General features: G+C 45.0%; 21 protein-coding genes and 1 pseudogene. 17 read left to right on the top strand and 5 right to left on the bottom strand.

Features of this window, described 5'->3' with window-relative positions:
* Positions 1-80: 80 nt before the first annotated feature.
* The 4 genes from AZ46_RS15330 (at position 81) to AZ46_RS15315 (ending at position 5,467) form a co-directional block, all read left to right on the top strand.
* Entirely contained in the window at positions 81-1,379 is a 1,299-nt protein-coding gene (locus AZ46_RS15330; RefSeq protein ID WP_029284167.1) for a homoserine dehydrogenase, read from the top strand.
* Positions 1,379-2,437, top strand: coding sequence for a threonine synthase (gene thrC / locus AZ46_RS15325; protein WP_029284165.1), 1,059 nt, complete (start codon positions 1,379-1,381; stop codon positions 2,435-2,437). The genes AZ46_RS15330 and thrC overlap by 1 nt, the downstream gene beginning before the upstream one ends.
* Positions 2,434-3,369 carry a homoserine kinase gene (gene thrB, locus AZ46_RS15320; protein ID WP_029284163.1) on the top strand — a complete coding sequence of 312 codons (936 nt, stop codon included), beginning with the start codon at positions 2,434-2,436 and terminating at the stop codon, positions 3,367-3,369. The genes thrC and thrB overlap by 4 nt, the downstream gene beginning before the upstream one ends.
* A gap of 124 nt (positions 3,370-3,493) precedes the next feature.
* Positions 3,494-5,467: a S9 family peptidase gene (locus AZ46_RS15315; protein ID WP_029284161.1), complete on the top strand. Its 1,974-nt coding sequence runs from the start codon at positions 3,494-3,496 to the stop codon at positions 5,465-5,467.
* Between the two features lie 46 nt (positions 5,468-5,513).
* On the opposite strand, the pseudogene AZ46_RS15310 reads toward AZ46_RS15315, so the two are convergent.
* Positions 5,514-5,847: pseudogene (locus AZ46_RS15310) on the bottom strand (NifU family protein).
* Between the two features lie 104 nt (positions 5,848-5,951).
* On the opposite strand from AZ46_RS15310, the gene AZ46_RS15305 reads away from it, so the two are divergent.
* On the top strand, positions 5,952-6,278 hold the full coding sequence (locus tag AZ46_RS15305) for a YuzD family protein (RefSeq protein ID WP_029284157.1): 327 nt from the start codon (positions 5,952-5,954) through the stop codon (positions 6,276-6,278).
* 81 nt (positions 6,279-6,359) lie between these two features.
* Here AZ46_RS15305 and AZ46_RS15300 read toward each other — a convergent pair whose 3' ends face one another.
* Positions 6,360-7,427 (bottom strand): NAD(P)/FAD-dependent oxidoreductase, encoded by a 1,068-nt coding sequence (locus AZ46_RS15300; protein ID WP_029284155.1) that lies wholly within the window; start codon positions 7,425-7,427, stop codon positions 6,360-6,362.
* 285 nt (positions 7,428-7,712) lie between these two features.
* On the opposite strand from AZ46_RS15300, the gene AZ46_RS15295 reads away from it, so the two are divergent.
* From AZ46_RS15295 to AZ46_RS21040, 5 genes are all read left to right on the top strand, one after another.
* Positions 7,713-7,949: a YuzB family protein gene (locus tag AZ46_RS15295; RefSeq protein WP_029284153.1), complete on the top strand. Its 237-nt coding sequence runs from the start codon at positions 7,713-7,715 to the stop codon at positions 7,947-7,949.
* A 643-nt stretch (positions 7,950-8,592) separates the two neighbouring features.
* Positions 8,593-9,816 carry a NupC/NupG family nucleoside CNT transporter gene (locus tag AZ46_RS15285; protein ID WP_029284148.1) on the top strand — a complete coding sequence of 408 codons (1,224 nt, stop codon included), beginning with the start codon at positions 8,593-8,595 and terminating at the stop codon, positions 9,814-9,816.
* A 135-nt stretch (positions 9,817-9,951) separates the two neighbouring features.
* A complete protein-coding gene (gene dapF, locus AZ46_RS15280) occupies positions 9,952-10,812 on the top strand; it encodes a diaminopimelate epimerase (protein WP_029284146.1) in 861 nt (286 codons plus the stop codon).
* A gap of 83 nt (positions 10,813-10,895) precedes the next feature.
* Positions 10,896-11,258, top strand: a complete 363-nt coding sequence (locus AZ46_RS15275) for a HesB/IscA family protein (RefSeq protein ID WP_029284144.1) — start codon at positions 10,896-10,898, stop codon at positions 11,256-11,258.
* A gap of 143 nt (positions 11,259-11,401) precedes the next feature.
* Complete coding sequence (locus AZ46_RS21040) at positions 11,402-12,232, top strand: hypothetical protein (protein ID WP_051865588.1); 831 nt, start codon at positions 11,402-11,404, stop codon at positions 12,230-12,232.
* Positions 12,233-12,487: 255 nt separating this feature from the next.
* On the opposite strand, the gene yumC is transcribed toward AZ46_RS21040, so the two are convergent.
* A complete protein-coding gene (gene yumC / locus AZ46_RS15260) occupies positions 12,488-13,483 on the bottom strand; it encodes a ferredoxin--NADP reductase 2 (protein ID WP_029284138.1) in 996 nt (331 codons plus the stop codon).
* A gap of 382 nt (positions 13,484-13,865) precedes the next feature.
* Here yumC and AZ46_RS15255 point away from each other — a divergent pair, with 382 nt between their 5' ends.
* The 5 genes from AZ46_RS15255 to AZ46_RS15240 all read left to right on the top strand — a co-directional run bounded on the left by AZ46_RS15255 (position 13,866) and on the right by AZ46_RS15240 (position 17,173).
* Positions 13,866-15,089, top strand: coding sequence for an NAD(P)/FAD-dependent oxidoreductase (locus AZ46_RS15255; protein WP_029284136.1), 1,224 nt, complete (start codon positions 13,866-13,868; stop codon positions 15,087-15,089).
* 105 nt (positions 15,090-15,194) lie between these two features.
* Positions 15,195-15,677 carry an NUDIX hydrolase gene (locus AZ46_RS15250; protein WP_029284134.1) on the top strand — a complete coding sequence of 161 codons (483 nt, stop codon included), beginning with the start codon at positions 15,195-15,197 and terminating at the stop codon, positions 15,675-15,677.
* Positions 15,678-15,841: 164 nt separating this feature from the next.
* Positions 15,842-15,970 carry a YuiA family protein gene (locus AZ46_RS21990; protein WP_158001666.1) on the top strand — a complete coding sequence of 43 codons (129 nt, stop codon included), beginning with the start codon at positions 15,842-15,844 and terminating at the stop codon, positions 15,968-15,970.
* 91 nt (positions 15,971-16,061) lie between these two features.
* A complete protein-coding gene (locus AZ46_RS15245) occupies positions 16,062-16,352 on the top strand; it encodes a YuiB family protein (RefSeq protein ID WP_029284132.1) in 291 nt (96 codons plus the stop codon).
* A gap of 146 nt (positions 16,353-16,498) precedes the next feature.
* Positions 16,499-17,173, top strand: a complete 675-nt coding sequence (locus AZ46_RS15240) for a 3D domain-containing protein (RefSeq protein WP_029284130.1) — start codon at positions 16,499-16,501, stop codon at positions 17,171-17,173.
* A 616-nt stretch (positions 17,174-17,789) separates the two neighbouring features.
* On the opposite strand, the gene AZ46_RS15235 is transcribed toward AZ46_RS15240, so the two are convergent.
* Both AZ46_RS15235 and AZ46_RS15230 read right to left on the bottom strand, forming a co-directional pair.
* Entirely contained in the window at positions 17,790-18,605 is an 816-nt protein-coding gene (locus tag AZ46_RS15235) for a cobalamin-binding protein (protein WP_035319418.1), read from the bottom strand.
* A gap of 12 nt (positions 18,606-18,617) precedes the next feature.
* Positions 18,618-19,097, bottom strand: coding sequence for a divergent PAP2 family protein (locus tag AZ46_RS15230; protein WP_029284126.1), 480 nt, complete (start codon positions 19,095-19,097; stop codon positions 18,618-18,620).
* A gap of 158 nt (positions 19,098-19,255) precedes the next feature.
* Here AZ46_RS15230 and AZ46_RS15225 point away from each other — a divergent pair, with 158 nt between their 5' ends.
* Positions 19,256-19,639: a DUF309 domain-containing protein gene (locus AZ46_RS15225; RefSeq protein ID WP_029284124.1), complete on the top strand. Its 384-nt coding sequence runs from the start codon at positions 19,256-19,258 to the stop codon at positions 19,637-19,639.
* Between the two features lie 30 nt (positions 19,640-19,669).
* Complete coding sequence (locus tag AZ46_RS15220; protein ID WP_029284122.1) at positions 19,670-21,160, top strand: leucyl aminopeptidase; 1,491 nt, start codon at positions 19,670-19,672, stop codon at positions 21,158-21,160.
* Positions 21,161-21,216: the final 56 nt, after the last annotated feature.

The raw sequence follows: 21,216 nt of genomic DNA, 5'->3' as shown, positions 1-21,216 counted from the left end.
ATAATGACAATAATAGAAAATGTCTATCATACATAAACAAATGTATTTCTAAGAAAGACATCAAGGGAGTGGAAGAAATCATGAATGCGATTCACGTTGGATTATTAGGGCTCGGAACAGTCGGAAGCGGCGTTGTGAAAATTATTGAAGATCACCAGGATAAGCTGATGCATCAGGTAGGCTGCCCTGTTAAAGTGAAAAAAGTTCTTGTTCAGGACATAGATAAGAAACGGCAAATTGAGTTTGGGAAAGATCTTTTGACGAAAAATGCAGATGAGGTCATCCATGACCCTGAGATTGATGTTGTAATAGAAGTGATGGGCGGCGTTGAGCTTACGAAAGAATATATCCTTCAGGCTCTGCAGGCGAAAAAGCACGTAGTCACAGCCAACAAAGATCTGATGGCGGTTTACGGCACGGAGCTGCTGGATGCTGCAACTGAAAATGGATGCGACTTATTCTATGAAGCCAGTGTCGCGGGAGGCATTCCTATTTTAAGAAGTTTGGTAGACGGACTTGCATCAGACCGGATTACAAAAATGATGGGGATTGTTAACGGAACAACAAATTTTATTTTAACAAAAATGAGCAAGCACGGAAGTCCGTACGGAGAAGTGCTGAAAGAAGCGCAGGAGCTTGGATATGCTGAATCAGATCCGACTGCGGATGTTGAAGGGCTTGATGCTGCGAGAAAAATGGCCATTCTGGCTCGGCTTGGTTTTTCCATGCATGTAGATTTAGAGGATGTCAGTGTAAAAGGCATCAGCGAAGTGACGGATGAAGACATCAGCTACAGCAAACGCCTCGGCTATACAATGAAGCTGATCGGGATTGCAAACAGAACACGCGACAAAGTCGAGGTCAGCGTTCAGCCGACCCTGCTTCCTGACTTTCATCCGCTTGCATCTGTAAACAATGAGTACAACGCTGTTTATGTGTACGGTGAGGCAGTCGGCGAAACGATGTTTTACGGACCGGGGGCAGGAAGCCTGCCGACGGCAACGGCCGTTGTTTCAGATCTTGTCGGTGTGATGAAAAACATGAGACTTGGTGTAAATGGCCGCAGTGCCGTCCTTCCTCAATATGAAAAGGCGCTCAAGCAGAGTGATGAAATTTACGCCCAGCATTTCCTGCGCATTCATGTAAAAGACCAGGTCGGAGCTTTTTCGACGATTACATCCCTGTTTTCAGAACGCGGGGTCAGCTTTGAAAAAATCCTTCAGCTGCCGCTTAAAAACAGCAGCCTTGCTGAAATTGTCATTGTGACGCATCAGGCTTCAAATAAAGATTTTGATGAAATTCTCGGAAACCTGCTGGACCTTGAAGTTGTTCAGGGCATTAAGAGTTCATACCGCGTAGAAGGGAACGGATATTCATGATGTGGAAAGGCCTTTTGAATCAATACCGCAATTACTTGCCTGTAAACGACCAGACTCCTTTGCTTACGTTGAACGAGGGCAATACGCCTCTGGTGTTTCTGCCGGTGCTTTCAGAAAAGCTTGGTCTTGAACTCTATGCAAAAACAGAAGGAGCCAACCCGACCGGTTCATTCAAGGACCGCGGAATGGTCATGGCTGTTGCTAAAGCAAAAGAAGAGGGCAGCGATACGGTCATATGCGCTTCAACGGGAAATACATCAGCGGCTGCGGCAGCTTATGCGGCGCGCGCGAAGATGCGCTGCATCATCGTTATCCCTGACGGCAAAATTGCGTTCGGCAAACTTGCCCAGGCGGTAATGTACGGTGCTGAAATTATCGCCATCAAGGGAAACTTTGATCAGGCCCTTACAATGGTCCGCAGCATGTCAGAAAAGCTTCCTATTACTCTTGTAAACTCTGTCAACCCATATAGACTTGAAGGCCAGAAAACAGCGGCATTCGAGCTTTGTGACGCATTAGGCGCAGCTCCGGACGTGCTGGCGATTCCAGTCGGCAACGCAGGCAACATTTCAGCCTACTGGAAAGGATTCAAAGAATATCACGAGCATCATCAGACAGGGCTTCCCCAGATGCACGGCTTTGAGGCGGAAGGTGCTGCGGCGATCGTTCGAAATCAGATTATTGAAGATCCTGAAACGATTGCAACGGCTATCCGGATTGGAAATCCTACAAGCTGGGATAAAGCCGTACAGGCAGCTGAGCAGTCCGGCGGTTTCATTGATGAAGTAACAGATGCAGAAATTGTGGAGGCCTACCAGCTTCTTGCCAGAACAGAAGGCATTTTTGCCGAACCTGCATCTTGCGCTTCCATTGCAGGGCTGATTAAAAACGCAAAAAAAGGCGTGTATCAAAGAGGTTCCAAAGCAGTAGCGGTCCTGACTGGAAACGGCTTGAAGGATCCGAATACGGCCATTGATGTTTCATCTATAAAGCCTGCGGTTCTGCCGAATGACGAGCGTGCTGTCATGGAGCAGCTAAAAGGAGTCGGTGCATGGTGAATGAAGGTGACATGCTTAAAATAAGGGTGCCGGGCAGCACGGCGAACCTCGGTCCCGGCTTTGATTCTGTCGGTCTTGCAGTCAGCAGGTATCTTGAACTGAATGTCACAAGGGACCACAGCTGGACATTTGTTCCCCTGAATGATGAAATGGCTGATATTCCGGAAGGCAAGGAAAATTTGATTTATCAGGTGGCTGAGCAGGTTGCCGGCACCTGTCATGCAAAGCTTCCACCCTGCAGAGTTGAAGTATGGAGCGATATCCCAATGGCAAGGGGGCTCGGAAGCAGCGCCGCCGCCATCGTTGCAGGCGTAGAGCTTGCAAATGAGTTGTGCAGACTCGAGCTTACTATGAAAGAAAAGCTTCATTTTGCAAGCCTGATTGAAGGACATCCGGATAATGCAGGTGCTTCGCTGTACGGAGGTCTGGTTGTAGGTATTCACCAGGAGCACGAAACAGAGCTCGTGTCCGTCCAGCAGGTGGATGTTGAGCTGGTTGCGGTTGTCCCCCCTTATAAACTTTATACAAAGGATGCGAGGGATGTCCTTCCAGGGTACCTTGAGTACAGCGGGGCAGTTGAAGCAAGTGCAGTAAGCAACGTCCTTGTTGCCGCCGTGCTTTCAAATAACTGGCCGTTGGCAGGAAAAATGATGCAGAAAGATTTGTTTCATCAGCCATACAGAGGAACACTCATTAAAGAACTTTCCCGAGTGCAGGAAGCTGTACTCGAAGCAGGTGCTTACGGCGCTGCCCTAAGCGGCGCAGGCCCGACCGTCCTTGCGTTTGCTGCAAAAGGCAAAGGGAAGGCTCTTGCAGATGTGCTTAAAGTGAAGTTTCCCAAATGTGAAGTTGAAGTGCTGGAACCCGTTCTTGAAGGATCAAACGTTTACTATGAAAAGGGTGCGGGACAAGTTCATGACTCGATCGGCTGAAAGCATTCTCAGGATGAGGATGCTTTTTTTTAGTTTAAAATCAAAGGCAGAGAAGGAAAACTATTTAGCTTGTCGAAATAAATAGAATAAGAGCAAATTTAAGAGAAAGAATGGTGTTAGTAAAATGGAAAAAAGGGTCATTGCTGCAGAAGATTTATACAAACTGAAGTCCGTCAACGATCCGCAAATGTCTCCCTGCGGAACGAAGGCTGTATACGTTGAGACATCCATTCAGGAAGAAAAACATCACTACATATCGAACCTGTTTTTGATTGATTTAAAAACAGGCGAGAAGGTTCAATGGACATTTGGCGAACACAGAAATACATCGCCAAGGTGGTCTCCGGATGGCAGCAGGCTTGCCTTTTTGTCCAGCAGAAGCGGGAAAAATCAGCTTTACGTCATGTCAGCAGGAGGGGGAGAAGCAAAGGCACTGACAGAAGAGCACCTTGCCGTTTCACAGCCTGTATGGAGCCCTGACAGTGCGAGCATCCTCGTTTCACTTGCGCTTGCTCCTGAAGATACACTCGAAAAAGCGAAAGAAGAGGACAAGCAGCCCCAACCGCTCGTTGTGGAAGATATGAGATATAAGTCGGATGCTTCGGGCTTTGTCAGAAACAAAAAAAGACAGCTGGCTATTGCAGATGCAGAAACCGGAAAACTCAACCTGCTTGGGTTCAGAGAATATGACTGCAGCGACGCAGCCTGGTCTCCTGATGGAAAGGCTATAGTTTTTACATCCAATATGACGGATGACCCTGACCAAAACCTGATTTCAGATGTCTATATTCTGTCCCTTGACGGGCATGATCTGACAAAACTGACAAACAGCAATGGATTTTACGGCCATCCATCCTGGTCGCCTGACGGCAAGTACGTATCCTTTTTAGGACACGAAAAAGAGTATCTTGGGGCTACTTTCTCAAAAATCTGGCTGTCTGATCGTGAAACTGGAGAGCTTTCCTGCTATTCTGCAGATTGGGATGTCCATATCAGTGATGCGGCGGTGGCAGATTTTATTTCGGGAAGTGTCTATCCTGGACTTATCTGGACGGAAGACAGCCAGGGCTTTTATTTCATTCTGACGGATCAGGGAAATACAGGCGTTTACTACGGTTCGCTTGAAGGCCAGACAGTTCCTGTACGATTTGAAAACGAGCACGTCTATGGGTTGTCCGTTCATGTTCAAAGCCATACGGCGGTCCTTGGCATCAGCCGTCCGGATCACCCGAGTGACCTTCACTTCTTCGATTTCAGCACAGGTGAAAACAGGCAGCTGACAAGCATTAATGAAGCTTTTTTAAACGAAGTGGAGCTCTCTGTTCCGGAAGCAATTGCGTATAAAGCGGAGGACGGTCTTGAGATTCACGGATGGATCATGAAACCGGCAGGCTATGAGGAAGGCGAGAAGTACCCGCTCGTCCTTGAAATCCACGGCGGTCCGCATGCCATGTATGCCAACACCTATTTCCATGAGTTCCAAATGCTCGCTGCAAGCGGAAAAGCGGTTCTTTACACAAATCCGCGCGGAAGCCATGGATATGGCCAGCATTTCGTTGACGGGGTCCGGGGAGACTATGGCGGAAGCGACTACACGGACTTGATGAGTGCAGTTGACTATGCGCTGAAAACATATGATTTTATTGATGAGGAGAGGCTTGGTGTAACTGGAGGAAGCTACGGCGGCTTTATGACAAACTGGATTGTCGGCCATACAAACCGGTTTAAAGCAGCAGTGACACAGCGTTCAATTTCCAACTGGATCAGCTTTTACGGAGTAAGCGACATCGGGTACTACTTTACTGAATGGGAGCTTGGCGGGAATCTGATTGATGACTTCGAGAAGCTGTGGCACCATTCGCCTTTGAAGTACGTAAAGAACGTCGAAACACCGCTTCTTATCCTTCACGGCGAAAAGGACTACCGCTGCCCTGTTGAGCAGGCAGAACAGCTTTACATTGCTCTGAAGCAGCTGAAAAAAGAGACTAAGCTGGTCCGTTTCCCTGAAGCCAACCATGAACTGTCAAGAAGCGGGCATCCAAAGCTCAGAATTGACCGCCTGAATCATATTAAGGAATGGTTTGATAAATACCTGTAAATAAAAAAAGATGGTGAGCGTGGCTCACCATCTTTTTTCTATTTCATTAAAAAACCTGCTCTACTTCAACAACGCCAGGAACTTCCTCTAAAAGAGCGCGTTCGATACCGGCTTTAAGTGTGATCGTTGAACTTGGGCAGCTTCCGCATGCACCAAGAAGACGAAGCTTTACAATGCCGTCCTCCACATCAACCAGTTCACAGTCCCCGCCGTCGCGAAGAAGGAACGGACGCAATTTATCAAGTACTTCCTGAACTTGTTCGATCATATGAGTTTCTGTTGCCATTTTAAATCGACTCCTTCCTTATCTTGCTATTATATTCAAAATGCTTCTGAAAATCTATTGTTTTGAATGGTGCAAATTCTGTAATCAGTTCTATTTTAACACACTCTGCAGGGAATAAAAATGGATAGAACCTTGTATTTTTCATGGCAAAAATGCACACTGTCCCTTACAATGAAAGGAAAGAAAAGGGGGAGAACGATGGATAAACGATTAAAGGTTTTTGTGTACGGTGCTGAAGTGCTCTGTCCGAGCTGTGTGAACCTCCCTTCAACAAAAGATACATGCGAATGGCTAGAAGCAGCTCTCACACGCAAATTCCCGCAGCAGCCCTTTCATATTGAATATGTGGATATCTACCAGGAGCACGAAGATGAAGAGAAAAAGGAATTTGCAGAAAAGATTGCGAATGATGAATACTTCTATCCGCTTGTCGTTATTAATGGAGAAGTGGTGGGAGAAGGCAGTCCGAAATTAAAAGTGATTTATGCGGAAATGGAAAAGCACGGCTACGTTTCAGCATCGTGAAAAAAGACAAAGAAAACGCAAGGCTGCAGACAGCCTTGCGTTTTTATTATGTGAGCACAGTCAGGAGATGCATCCTGTCCTTTACCCGTTATGATACTTGTACATCCAAAGAATCCCGGATTTCAAAAGTCTAGGGACACGTCCAATCAGCGGACGGTCATTTACAAGGCCAAAGCCATGTTTTTTTCCAAGTGATCCGAGCACGCCTTTTAATTTGAAGGCAGGGAAGTTTTGCGGAAGTTCTTCCCCATTCCATTTTTTCAGCAGTACCTGAACAATTTGCTCGGCCTGTGCTTCAGCAAGCTGGGCACTTGGAGCATGAGGGAGACTCGCGCAGTCGCCGACAACGAAAGCATCCTCATAATCAGGAAGAAAATGCTGCTTCGTCAGGATGACCCTTCCCTGCGGATCTTTTTCAACCGGAAGGTCTCTGACTACTTTGTTTGGCTGAATGCCGGCTGTCCATACGATGGCATCATATGTAAGCGGCTCATCATGATTGTAGAGAACGTTTTGCTCTACTTTTGTCACATTCGCGCTGTTCACGATTGTCACGCCATGGTCTTCAAACCAGCCTTGTACATATTTGCTCAACCGTTCAGGGAAGCTTGAGAGAATATTCTTGCCGCGGTCATATAATGTGATTTTCAGATCTTTGCGGCTTTCTCTGAGCTCACTGGCAAGCTCAACTCCGCTTAGGCCTGCGCCAACGATTGCAACAGATGCTCCGCCGCTCAGGTTGTTAAGCAGCTGATACGTTTCTCGTGACTGGTCAATGGTCTGGATGCTGTGTGTGTATTCCTTTGCTCCCGGAACATTGTGATACTTGTCCTCACAGCCAAGGCCGATAATCAGATCATCGTATGAAATCGGTTCCTGATTGGCCAAATAAACCTTTTTTTCCTGAAGGTCAATAGAAGTAATCTCCCCGTAGGCTGTGTTCAGACGCTCATGCTCAGGAAAATCGACGCGGATGTGGTGGTCTGAAATCGTTCCCGCAGCAAGCGCGTAATATTCCGTTTTTAAGCAGTGATAGGGATTTTTATCTATGAGTGTTATTTGCACATCATCAGGCAGCTGTCCAGGAAGCAGCCTGTGCAGGATGCGCATTCCGCCGTATCCGCCGCCAAGAATAACTAAGTTCTTCATTGCAGATTCCCCTTTTTCTCCTCATTAAGCGAGTATATTCTAATCTATTTTATGGATGATTCATAAGAAAACCTTTGCAATATGCCATATAAAAGTATAACGAATTTGCAGATAAACCACAATATGTTATGAAAAAGTCATCTAATAATCTGCAAAGACCGTCAATAGTAAATCACTTTTGTAAATATGTGTTGTTATTTACTGAAAAGTATATCACAAAACGTTAAATATTGACGATGGGGCATAAAAAGAGGTAGCATTGATTGCAGGTGTGAGGTGATAAGGTTGAAACCAATAATTGAATTTTGCATAAGCAATCTGGCGAACGGCTCTCAGGCTGCTTTAGAACAGCTCGAAAAGGATCCGAATCTGGATATTATTGAATACGGATGTTTGGGGTACTGCGGCAAATGCTATTCGTCACTCTATGCCCTTGTCAACGGAGAGATCGTAGCCGGCGAGACACCAGACGAGCTGGTCAAGAACGTTTATGATTACCTTGAAGAGAATCCTATGTTTTAATAGATGCCTTTTGTTAGGCAGGAACACGTACTCGGGTGCGTGTTTTTTTATGTTTGAAGGCACTTATCGCAGGGTTCGGAACCATCAAACGGAGGAATATCCTTTTTGGTGGCACTTATCTCTGAGTTCGGAACCATCAAATGGAGGAATATCCTTTTTGATGGCACTTATCTCTGAGTTCGGATCCATCAAACGGAGGAATATCCTTTTTGGTGGCACTTATCTCTGAGTTCGGAACCATCAAGTGTGGGAATTTCATTTTTGAAGGCACTTATCTCTGGGTTCGGAACCATCAAACGGAGGAATATCCTTTTTGGTGGCACTTATCCCTCAGTTCGGAACCATCAAACAGAGGAATAACATTTTTGGTGGCACTTATCGCAGGGTTCGGAACCATCAAACGGAGGAATAACATTTTTGGTGGCACTTATCGCAGGGTTCGGAACCATCAAACGGAGTAATACAACTGATGACTCTTTTTAAAATATCCTTTCTTGCATAATGATATTTGATCAGTAGCACTATAAAATGTAGCAGCTAGTGAATTTGTCGGAAAATATCGTGTTTTGTCAAAAATATATGGACACGGCTGCAATCGGCTGTTATTTTAGACTCATCAAAAACTATTGCCTGAGGTGAAGAAATGACGAATTTTTTATGGGGAATAATGGGGGTTGCCGTCCTGTTTGCGATTGCTTTTCTCCTTTCTGAAGGGAAAAAGAAAATAAAAATCCGCACCATTCTCGGCGGCCTTGCCATTCAGCTTTTATTTGCATTTTTAGTTTTGAAATGGGAGCCCGGAACACGGGCATTTAAAGCGCTGACGGAAGCTGTTCAGAATCTTGTGGGATACGCAAGTGAAGGTATTGGCTTTTTGTTTGGATCTTTAGGAGATCCCTCTCAGCCGACAGGTTTTATTTTTGCCTTTAACGTCCTTACAATTATTATCTTCTTTTCATCGCTTATCTCGGTCCTGTACCATATAGGCGTGATGCAGTGGATCATTCGAATTTTGGGAGGCGGATTGTCGAAGCTTCTCGGAACGAGCAAAGCAGAATCTCTTTCAGCGGCGGCGAACATTTTTGTCGGCCAGACAGAAGCGCCTCTAGTTGTAAAACCATACATAGCCAAAATGACGAGATCAGAGCTGTTTGCGGTTATGACAGGCGGCCTTGCATCTGTTGCAGGTTCTGTATTATTTGGATATGCGGCTCTTGGAGTTCCGCTTGAATACTTGCTTGCTGCGAGTTTTATGGCAGCGCCGGCCGGATTGATCATGGCTAAAATGCTGATTCCTGAAACGGAAAAACCGGTGACAATGGACGATGTGAAAATGGAAAGCGATGAAGATGCAGCGAATGTCATTGATGCAGCAGCCAAGGGGGCATCTACCGGACTTCAGCTTGCATTGAATGTTGGAGCGATGCTTCTTGCGTTTATTGCTTTAATCGCTCTATTAAACGGAATTCTCGGATTTATCGGCGGGCTTTTCGGAGCTTCAAATCTTACGCTTGAATATATCCTCGGATTTGTATTTGCACCGCTTGCATTCGTGATTGGTGTTCCGTGGGAGGAAGCTGTAAAAGCGGGAAGTTTTATTGGGCAAAAGCTAGTATTAAACGAGTTTGTTGCTTACAGTAATTTTGCTCCTCAGCTTGAAGATCTGTCCGATAAAACCATTGCGATCGTCAGCTTTGCCCTTTGCGGCTTTGCAAACCTGTCATCCATTGCGATTTTGCTCGGCGGGCTTGGGGGCATGGCGCCTAACCGACGTCAGGATATCGCAAGACTCGGATTCAAAGCGATTGCTGCAGGTACTCTTGCAAACCTTCTGAGTGCTGCCATTGCAGGAATGTTTATGTTTTAAGACGGCTGTAACGAATAAAAGCTCCCTGCATGAAGCAGGGAGCTTTTATTATCTATAACAAACGGGGGATATTTCTATTGTGCTCCGGTTTCCAGCATTTTATACTTATAAAAAGAAAAAAAACGGGAGACTCTTATGAACCAATTTACCTTCACCAAAATGCATGCACTTGGAAATAACTATATATATGTAAATATGTTCGAGGAAAAGATGGAAGAATCACGTTTAGCCGAGATTGCCGTAAAGGTATCGAATGTGTATACAGGTATAGGATCTGACGGCATGATCCTGATCTGCCCTTCAGATAAAGCAGCCGTAAAGATGAGAATTTTCAACAGTGACGGCTCTGAAGGAAAAAACTGCGGAAACGGACTTCGCTGCGTGGCGAAATACGCGTACGAGAATAAACTGACAGAAGAAAGAGAGTTTTCAATTGAAACCCTCTCAGGCCTTGTCTATGCGAAACTTGAAGGCGAAGGTTCAGTTATCAGCAAAGTGACAATCGACATGGGAGAACCTCTGCTTACCCGCAGCGAGATTCCGATGCAGGGCAATCCGGAGGAAAAAGCGGTAAACACACCTCTTGAATTTGGCGGGAAACAGTACATGGGCACTGCCGTTTCAATGGGGAATCCCCATCTTGTGTTCTATGTCGATGACATTGAAACGGCACCTGTTTTGACCCTTGGTCCGGTTGTTGAAAAAGATCCTTTATTCCCAGAAAGTGTGAATGTCGAGTTTGTTGAAGTCGTATCTGAAAACGAGCTTCATTTCAGAGTGTGGGAGCGCGGTTCAGGTGTAACGATGGCCTGCGGAACAGGGGCATGTGCCGCCGTTGTTTCTTCTGTTTTAAATGGCTTCACAAAAAGAGGAGAAGATACGACGGTTCATTTAGCAGGCGGAGATTTGCTTATTAATTGGTCTGAAGAAGGAAATGTTTTTATGACAGGGCCCGCTGAAGTGATCTGCACAGGAGTTTATTACTATAACAGCTGACAGGCTGAATCATTTGAGACTTCCTTTCGGATTCGGTATACTGGTAGCATAGCCTTTGGATAATCGGCAAAGGAGGAATAAAGATGAGTGATTTAGTAACAATTACGGAAGCAGCAGCTTTTCAAATAAAAGACATGATGAAAGAAAACGGTGAGGAGCAGGCTTATCTGCGCGTAGGCGTTAAAGGCGGCGGATGCAGCGGCCTTTCTTACGGAATGGGCTTTGAACAGGAGCCGGGCGAAGATGACACGCAATTTGAGCTTCACGGCATCAAAGTTGTCGTAGACAAGGAGAGCACGGCAATCCTGAAAGGCACGATTATCGATTTTAAAGAGTCGCTGATGGGCGGCGGCTTTACAATCGACAATCCGAATGCCATTGCTTCATGCGGCTGCGGTTCTTCTTTCAGAACTGCAACGAATACTGGTACTCCTGAGGAGTGCTGATAAAAGGACATTTCCCTGTAACGACAGGGGAATGTCTTTTTTTTGCTTGTTTTACATAATAACCCCTGTTTCTTTTCTCTGACACTGGACAAAAACCCGGCATATAGTATGGGTGTGAAAACGATAAGGGGGCAGAGCAAAGTATGTATTATCATCCATATACGCCGTATCACGGCTATTATTCTTACCGTCTGAATTCGACAGACGAATTAAATGAAGGTCTGTATAAATGGGGCAAGTTCACATTTTCAAATGATGCTGAAAAAGAGGCCTTTATATTTTACTTAGACAAAGAGTCGGGAGATGCATATATCCTGTCTTTTCCTGCTTTAACGACAAGCAGAGTAAACGTTAGTGATATAAAATCGTTTAAAGTGATGGAGAAACCTCCGAAAGCTGAAGGCGAAGGGCAAAATGGAGGCGGCCAGGAAGAGCAGGAGCAGCAGCAAGGCTCTTCAGAAGGCGGCCAGAACGGCGGGCAAGAAGGATCTGGCGGTCAAAACGGCGGATCGGAAGGTCAAAACGGCGGTTCTGGTGGCGGTCAAAACGGCGGTTCAGGCGGCCAAGGCGGCCAGAACGGCGGAACAGGAGGCCAAAATGGCGGTTCCGGAGGCGGACAGAGCCCATTTGGCGAGATGCCTGGAATGGGTCAGAACGGTGGCTCACAAGGCGGTCAAGGTGGATCGCCTGGTCAGATGCCTGGAATGGGTCAGGGCGGAGGCATGCAGGGAGGTCAAGGTGGATCGCCTGGTCAGATGCCTGGAATGGGTCAGGGCGGTGGCATGCAGGGAGGTCAGCAGAGTCCGTTCGGCCAAATGCCTGGAATGGGCCAGGGCGGAGGCATGCAGGGAGGCCAGGGAAGTCCGTTTGGCCAGATGCCCGGATCAGATCAGGGCATGATGCAGTTTGACGGCCAGCGTTATCAGCAGCCGCAGCCGTATTTTTATAACCCCTACAGCCAATACTGGCAGTGATTTATATAGAGAAAAATGAAGTGGTTGGTTGTTAAAAAGGAAGAGTTGGCAGTAATTCAGAAAGAGTTGACAGTAAAGCGGGAAAAGTTGGTTGTAAAAAGGGCAATCTTGGAAGTGAAAAGAAGGATTAGCAGAAAAACGAACTTTCCAGGCAGCAGAATTGATCGTTTTTTCTGGATGAAATCAAAAAAATTATCGCAAATAAAAAAGAATGCAGAGACATAAACAATTTCTCTGCATTCTTCATTGTTTCACTTATTTTTCAAACAAGCTTGTGCTGTGAAGCGGCTGCACTCTTGCTTTTGGATCCATGTAGGCTTTTGCATTGTTGACGGCAGTTGGAGCTTCTCCAAATCCGCTTGCAATCAGCTTGACTTTTCCTTCGTATGTGCAGATATCTCCTGCAGCATAAATGCCTTCAACATTTGTCTCCATTTTGCTGTTTACGAGGATGGAGTTCTTTTCGATTTCAAGTCCCCAGTTTTTAATTGGTCCAAGAGAGGAAACAAATCCGAAGTTTACGATGACAGCATCAACGTCCAATACTTCTTTGCGGTCTCCTTTTACTTCTTCTAAAACAACCTGTTCAATCTTGTCTGTTCCTGTCAGTTCAGTTGGGATGAAAGGAGTCAGGATTTGCACTTTCGAGTTGTTTAGATTTTCTACACTGTGCTCGTGGGCGCGGAATTTATCTCGTCTGTGGACAAGGGTCACTTTTTCTGCAATCGGTTCAAGCATCAGTGACCAGTCGACTGCTGAGTCTCCGCCTCCGCATACGAGTACGCGCTGTCCTGCAAACTGATTCAGGTCATCGATGAAATAGTGAAGGTTTGATTTTTCAAAAGAAGCCGCTTCTTCAAGCTCGATTTTACGCGGCTGAAAAGCACCGTTTCCGGCAGTGATGATGATGGTTTTAGAATAATGAACTTCTTGATCGGTTGTCAGTTTGAAAACACCGTCTGCCTGTTTTTCAACATCGGCAACTGCCTGTTCAAGACAAATCGTTGGTTCAAATTGAGCCATTTGTTCTTTTAGATTGTTGACAAGTTCCTGAGCGCGGACTTTTGGGAATCCCGCTACATCATATATGTATTTTTCAGGATAAAGGGCAGAAAGCTGTCCTCCAAGCTGCGGTAAGCTCTCAATAATTTTAACTGATGCCTGGCGCATGCCGCCGTAGAATGCAGTGAACAATCCTACCGGTCCGCCTCCGATAATCGTGATGTCGTATACTTTTGTGTCTTCCTTCACAAAGATAACCCCCATTTGTAATTGATAATGATTCTTAATGTTAACATATTGTCACTCGTTCGTCATTTTAGCCTGCAGCCGGATGAGCGAAAGAGTCATTCACAGATTGATTATGATTATTATAGAGAATGTTTTTATTTTTGTAAAATTCTTAACGTTTTTAATCCTTTAATTTGGTCTTGAAAAAATCAGTACAGGTGCTATTATGGAATATAGGCATTATTTCTATCATATTTAATTATTTGCTTCTTTCTGAAAAGTTAAGTGAACATTTTCACAAACTTTTTTGCGGAAAACAAAATAAAAAGCTGTAAAGCGGAGGAAGATAAGGAATATAGACATTATTCTATCCTTCACAGCAAAAAAATCAAAAAAGGTGGATGTGATTCGGTTGAGAAAGCCCAAAATAGTAGTACTAGGTGCAGGTTACGGCGGATTAATGGCAGTTACGCGTCTTCAAAAAATGATCGGTGTAAATGAAGCAGATCTTACACTGGTGAACAAAAACGATTATCATTATGAAACAACATGGCTTCACGAGGCATCAGCTGGTACGCTGCATCATGACAAAGCAAGATACCAAGTGAAAGATGTCATCGATAACAGCCGCGTGAAATTTGTGAAAGATACAGTAGTATCGATCAACAAAGATGAGAAGAAAATTGTCCTTTCAAATGGTGAGCTTGAGTATGACTATCTTGTTATTTCTCTTGGTTCACACCCTGAAACATTTGGAATCAAAGGTCTTAAAGAATATGCATTCGGCATCACAAATATTAATGCTGCACGTCAATTGCGCGAGCACATCGAATATCAATTTGCTACTTACAACACAGAAGAAGTAAAACGCGACCAGCGTCTTGCGATTGTTGTCGGCGGAGCAGGCTTCACTGGCATCGAGTTCCTTGGAGAGCTTGCAAACCGTGTTCCTGAGCTTTGCCGCGAGTACGATGTTGATCATAAGAAAGTGCGCATCATCTGCGTAGAGGCTGCTCCAACAGCTCTTCCTGGATTTGATCCAGAGCTTGTCGAGTATGCTGTAAACCATCTTGAGCGCAAAGGTGTTGAATTTAAAATCGGCACTGCGATTAAAGAATGTGTTGAAGACGGCATTATCGTTGCAAAAGACGATGTAATGGAAGAAATCAAAGCTGACACAGTTGTTTGGGCAGCAGGCGTACGCGGAAACAGCATCGTAGAAGAAGCTGGATTCGAAAACATGCGCGGCCGCGTAAAAGTTGACTCTTACCTTAGAGCTCCAGGCCATGATGATGTCTATATCATCGGGGACTGCTCTCTTGTGATCAACGAAGAAATCAACCGTCCATACCCTCCGACAGCTCAAATCGCTATGCAGCAAGGTATCACAGCGGCTAAGAACATTTCAGTTGCTGTCCGCGACCAGGGCGAGATGGAAGAATTCAAGCCTGATATCAAAGGTACAGTAGCTTCTCTTGGCGAAGACGATGCAGTAGGCATGGTATTCGGCAAAAAAGTAATGGGTACAAAAGCTTCATTCATGAAGAAAATGATTGATAACCGTGCTCTTCTAATGGTTGGCGGAGCAGGTCTTGTAGTGAAAAAAGGAAAATTTAAGTTTTTCTAAGTAATCGATTAAACTAAAGACAAGAGCTATATGCTTTTGTCTTTTTTTATGCGCGAAAAATTGATTTTTACATAAAGAATTTTCAAAAGGAAGGGGAGTTTTTACATGTCAACCAAACGGGGAAATGTCTGGATTGCCGTTTCAGGCCTTGTTGAAAATGAGAATGGTGAATGGCTTGTCGTTAAAAAGCGTTATGGAGGTTTAAAGGGCAAATGGTCTTTTCCTGCAGGCTTTGTAAACGAGGGAGAAACAGTGGATGAAGCTGTTTCAAGGGAAATCCTAGAAGAGACAGGGATAGAAACGGCCGTTCTTGGCGTGATTGGGATCAGGTCAGGTGTCATCCATGATAAAATCAGCGACAACATGATTATTTTCAGATTAAAGGCCATCTCTTCTGACATCACCGTCCAGGAAAATGAACTGTTTGAAGCAGCCTTTATGCACCCCGATCTATTAAGGGAGCATATTGATACGTCTTTGCTGCTTAAATCATTCGCAGATGAAACGTTTGATAAAATGCTGAACAAAGTGGACGGGGCGAATCCCGGAAATCAGTTTGGATACACAGCTTACCGTTTATTTTTATAATTTTCAAAATAATAAGAAAAATTAAGAAAACGAGAGAAAGAAGTTGATGTATTCGCTTACATCAGGAATCCCGTCAGATTTTCTTCCTTTATCCTTTACAAAGAACCTGATATAGTATCTTCAATATCTAAAAAGAGCTTTTTTTTACCGGGAGGGAAATATAGATGATCAATGGATCTGTTATCGAAAAGAAAGAGTGTCCTTATTGTTCGGGTAAAGGATATTTCCAGCTGCTTCTTGGAGGTTCCGAAACGTGTGACTGCTGCAACGGAACAGGGAAGAAATCAGCATAGATTTTAAGATTGACGGGTTATCCCTTGTTCAGTACACTAAAAGAGGTGTACTGGAGGGGATAACTTGTTTTTGCCTGTATTAATTATTTCAATGCTTTTATTTTTTGTTTTGTTTTTTGGAATCGGTTTCTTGCTGAACATGCTTCTCAGAATGTCATGGATCATGGCTATTATTTATCCGATTGTCTGCATCTTTATCGTAGATTCAGTTAAATTCACGGCCTACTTCACAGCTCCCGGTTCATCTATATCTTCGCTTGGACAGCGTTTTGCGTCATTGGCCCTTGCAGATATCCTGATATTAGCCAGCGGTCTCACCGGAGCCATCGTATCCGGAATCGTCATTAACATGCTCCGAAAAAGAGGATATCAAATGTTTTAGTCCTGATCTGTGCGATGCGTGCAGGTCTTTTTAGTATGTTTATTCGCTGATATATAGGAACTAGAAGAAATTGGATTCCTCCTCATTCTGAATATTTCGCTTCCTGATTGGAAACGATTATGAGAGTGAGAGGAGTGAAACACTAAATGAAAAAAGTGATAAGGCGCCTGCTGATGGCTATTATGCTGCTGCTTGCGCTTGGCACGACGTTCAATGCTTTTTCAGGTGCAGAAGCGACAGATATAACGGGCTGGACCGGATTAGCAGAAGGTAGATTAAAGGTTGAAAATCACCCCTATAAAAAATCAGGACTTACATTCAAGTCATTAAAAATCAAAGAAACGGCACTTGCGATTTCAGCCGCCGTTGAAACATCAGAATCGCTTGAAGATCAAATGGCGCACTATCCCAAAAAAGAAGTCACAGCTACCGGATACACCGCAGGGTTCGAATCAACAGGCAAACATCCCGAACATCCGGAATACGGCATCACTTATTCCGGCGTAAAAGTGAAAAGAGATTTATATTCTACAATTGCAGCTGACCTTAACGTCTTTCCGATCGGCACCATTCTTTTTATACCAGACTACGGCTTCGGAGTCGTAGCGGACAAAGGCGGCGCTATCAAGGGAAATGAGCTTGATCTCTACTACGACACGGTAGACGAAGTCTATGAGCACTGGGGCAAAAAGACATTAGACATATACATCGTCCAAAAAGGAAACGGACGGTTAACTGAAAAACAGCTGACGGAGCTTAACGAAAACAGATCCATGCAGGCGTTCCGTCAAAAATACATGAAGCCTAAAACAAAGAGTTAGAGACTGGGAACCATGTTCTCTTATGACCCTTCAGCCATTCTTTTTGTGCCGAAGGGTTAAATCATGTGCCTCTATGACCCTTCACGGAGTTTTTATTATGTTGAAGGGTTAAATCATGTGTCATTATGACCCTTCACGGAGTTTCCTTTATGCTGAAGGGTTAAAACATGTGCCCTTATAACCCTTCACGGAGTTTTCTTCATGCTGAAGAGTTAAATAATGTGTCATTATGACCCTTCAATGTGTTTCCTTCATGCTGAAGGGTTAAAATATGTGTCTTTATGACCCTTGAAAGAGTTTCCTTCATGCTAAAGGGTTAAATCATGTGCCTTTATGACCCTTCACACAGTTTTCTCATACTGAAGGGTCATATCATATGCCCTTATAACCCCTCAGACAGTTTCCTTCACACTTAAGGGTCGTATCTATTGTGTTTATGACCTTTCAAACCTGTCCTTCTTCGTTTAAAGGTTCTATCTGCCTTACCAACACCCCCAATCCAAACCTGGAGGCACGCCAACAAGACAGCCCCTTTTTCTATACGGACAAGTTTCTATCAATCGGTTGGACAAAGCAATTCACTAAAAAACCCCTGGCCGCGGCCAGGGACTTAAAGTTATATGCGCAATTGCAAATCATCCAGTGCTCCCGGTTTTGGGTAAACACCAGGATGCAAAATATCAGCAAGCTTAGCAAGTCCGTGCAGCAGGCGGGGGGAAGGCCGGCAATAAAGCTGTTCTTCGAGAAGATGAATTCGATTCTCTTTTACAGCTGCAACGCTCTCTGCATGCTGTCTCTTTAATACATGCGAGATTTTCATCCGGCTTTGTTTGACTCCGACCCAGGCAAGGCAGATATGATCCGGGTCTCTCTCCGCTACATCGCTCCAGTCCGTTTGGACGCTTGCTAAATCGACATCTTTAAATAGATTCGTACCGCCTGCAAGTTCACACATTTCTGTGAGCCAGTTGACTCTGCCCGGTGTGAAGATCGGGTTGGGCCACCACTCAAAATAGACGGAGGGGCGGTCTTTTATCTGCTCTGAAATCTCCCGGTACTCATCCAGGAATTGATGATACCGGGAAACAATTTCTTCCGCTCTTTTTTCCGTTCCCGCTGCTCTTCCGACTGTAAGTAAATCATCACCAATGTCTTTAAATGACTGCGGATTAAGAACAAGATGCGGGATGTTTCGCTTTTTTAGCTCTTCAATGTTTTTTTCCATGCCCGGCACACTCAGTGATGCAAGAACCAGATCTGGCTGATGCTGTTCAACAAGGTCCATATTTATGGACAGGTCAGGGCCAAGCTTTGGGAGTTCATTTACCCGTTCTGGCCAGTCTGAAAAGTCGTCTATGGCTACAAGGGAATCTGCAAGCCCCAGATAGGCAGCAAGTTCTGTGTTGCTTGGGCAGATTGAAATCAGGCGCACACGATCTCTCCTTTATAAGATAATCAGGTAATGAAGGAACAGAGTCAGAAGAATGCCTGTCAGTCCCCCGAAGAACACCTCGATCGGCTGATGTCCGAGGAGCTCTTTTAATTTTTCCTGCTTTTTTTGTTCTTCTTGTTTTGGCCAGTTTTTGGCTTCGCCTACAAATGTATTAAAGTCGGTGACTAGCTTATTGAGGACGGTTGCCTGTTCACCGGCATGCCTTCGTACTCCAGTTGCATCAAACATCGTAATGATTGCAAATACGGCTGAAATAGCGAAAAGGGAGGAAGCAAGGCCGTTGTCAAGCGCTACCCCTGTTGCAAGGGCCGTTACTGCTGCAGAGTGAGAGCTCGGCATTCCGCCTGTGCTTGTGATAAGCGACCAGTCAATCTTGCGGGTGGCTATGTAGGTGATGGGCACTTTTACAAATTGTGCAAAAAAGATGGCTGCAAGAGAAGCCAGTAAAGGGAAGTTAAGAAATGTCTCCATGAAGTCTTACATCCTTTCGGTTTTCGTGATGGTATGCTGGTATCGCTCTAATTTATAGTTCCATGTATTCGTGCCCTTATCCTTTGTCATTTGTTCAAATAGTATAAAAACTTTTTGTGCTTTGATACAATGGGGACAGAGGGGAGTGTGCCTGCTTCATGACTCTTTATCCGATGGAATATTATCAGTTTTTTATCTCATTTAATGAAGGCGATTATTATACGTGCCATGATCTGCTTGAATGGATCTGGCTGACTGAAAAAGATAACCTTTTTTTAAAAGGGCTTCTTCAGATGACGGTCGCTATTTATCATTACGAATATGGCAATATTAAAGGAGCACGGCTGATGATGCAAGCAGGGCATTCCTACATACAGCCTTACCGTCCTTTTCACTGGGGCGTCGACCTTGAGGAAATAAATGATTTTATGGAACGTTCGCTTGAGATCATTCCATCTGACGTGCAGTCGGTGCCTTTTGAAGAAGCGGGACGGCTCCCAAAACTGCCTGCTCTTTTTCTTTACCTGAAAGAGCAGGAATGAAAACATACTATATGATGGAGGTGTGCTTGGATGTTTCATATTAAATCACATGCATCCTGGGAAGAAGAAACAATCGTAATCGGTCTTTTCCATAAAAACGGTCCGTTTTCGGGCGTTCTTGGCGAACTTGACCGGAAGCTTGACGGACAGCTTTCAGAGCTCAGCAAAGAAGGAGATCTGTCAGCGAAAAAGAAAGCCATTACCAAAGTACATACACTTGGAAAACTGGCAGTAAAGCGAATCTACTTTGTCGGACTCGGCAAGGAAAAAGAATATGATTTTGATGCATCAAGAGAAGCTTTCGCCAAGGTTTTCAGAACGGTTCAGGAGGCTAAAATCCAGTCTGTCGCTGTATGGCTTGATACGTTTACAAACGAAAACGTCGACGGGAATGAGGCCGCACATGCGCTTGCTGAGGTGCTGCCGCTGTCTACATATAAAGTTCAGGATTATAAACAGCGTTCAAACGAACCCGAGCGGAACATTCATCAGGTCACAGTCATTTCACAGGCAGACGAAGATGAAATACGCTCAAGTCTGACAGTAGGCTCCGCTTTTGGAGAAGGAACAAATGCTGCAAGAACGCTTGTCAACATGCCAGGGAACATCTTAACAGCAACAGAGCTTGCCAAGTATTCAGTAGATCTTGCGGGGAAATACGGATTCCAGTATGAAGTGCTTGAAAAGGAAGACATGGAGAAGCTTGGAATGGGAGCGCTTCTTGCCGTAAACAAAGGCTCTGAGGAACCGCCGAAGATGATCGTCCTGAAATATCAGGGAAAAGAAGAATGGAAAGATGTCATTGGCCTGGTCGGCAAGGGCATCACATTTGATACCGGAGGCTACTCGATTAAGCCAAAGGACGGTATTGTGGGCATGAAAACAGATATGGGCGGAGCAGCTGCCGTTCTTGGAGCGATGGAAATCATCGGGAAGCTGAAGCCAGAGCAAAATGTACTGGCAGTGATTCCATCAACAGACAACATGATCAGCGGCAATGCGTTTAAGCCGGATGATGTCATCGTATCACTAAGCGGAAAAACAATCGAGGTGCTGAATACAGATGCAGAAGGCAGGCTGGTCCTTGCTGATGGCATCACGTATGCCAAGCACCACGGAGCAGACTATTTAGTGGACGTGGCGACTCTTACAGGAGGAGTAATTATCGCCCTCGGCACTCACACGACTGGAGCCATGACAAACGATGAAGCCCTGTTTGAGCAGGTTCTTGAGGCTTCGCATGAATGCGGCGAGCCAATCTGGAGACTGCCGATTACAAAGAAGGACATTGAAAAAGTGCGCGGAAGCAAAATGGCGGACTTGAACAATTCTCCAGGACGAGAAGGGCACGCCATTATGGCAGGCACATTCATAGGTGAATTTGCAGAAGGCACACCTTGGGTTCACCTGGATATCGCAGGAACAGCCACATCATCCAAAGGGGATGAATTTGGTCCTGCGGGCGCCACAGGTGTTATGGCGCGTACACTGGCAGCTTTAGTTGAACGGTTTGAAGCATAAAATTTTCAAGTGTCCGGCAGTTATATACTGCCGGCTCTTTTTTTTCCAAAATCCCT

It is taken from the genome of Metabacillus indicus LMG 22858 (assembly GCF_000708755.2).
Taxonomy (GTDB): Bacteria; Bacillota; Bacilli; order Bacillales; family Bacillaceae; genus Bacillus_P; species Bacillus_P indicus.
The sequence above is the reverse complement of the archived record's forward strand: the minus strand, read 5'-3'. Positions and strand labels throughout refer to the sequence as shown.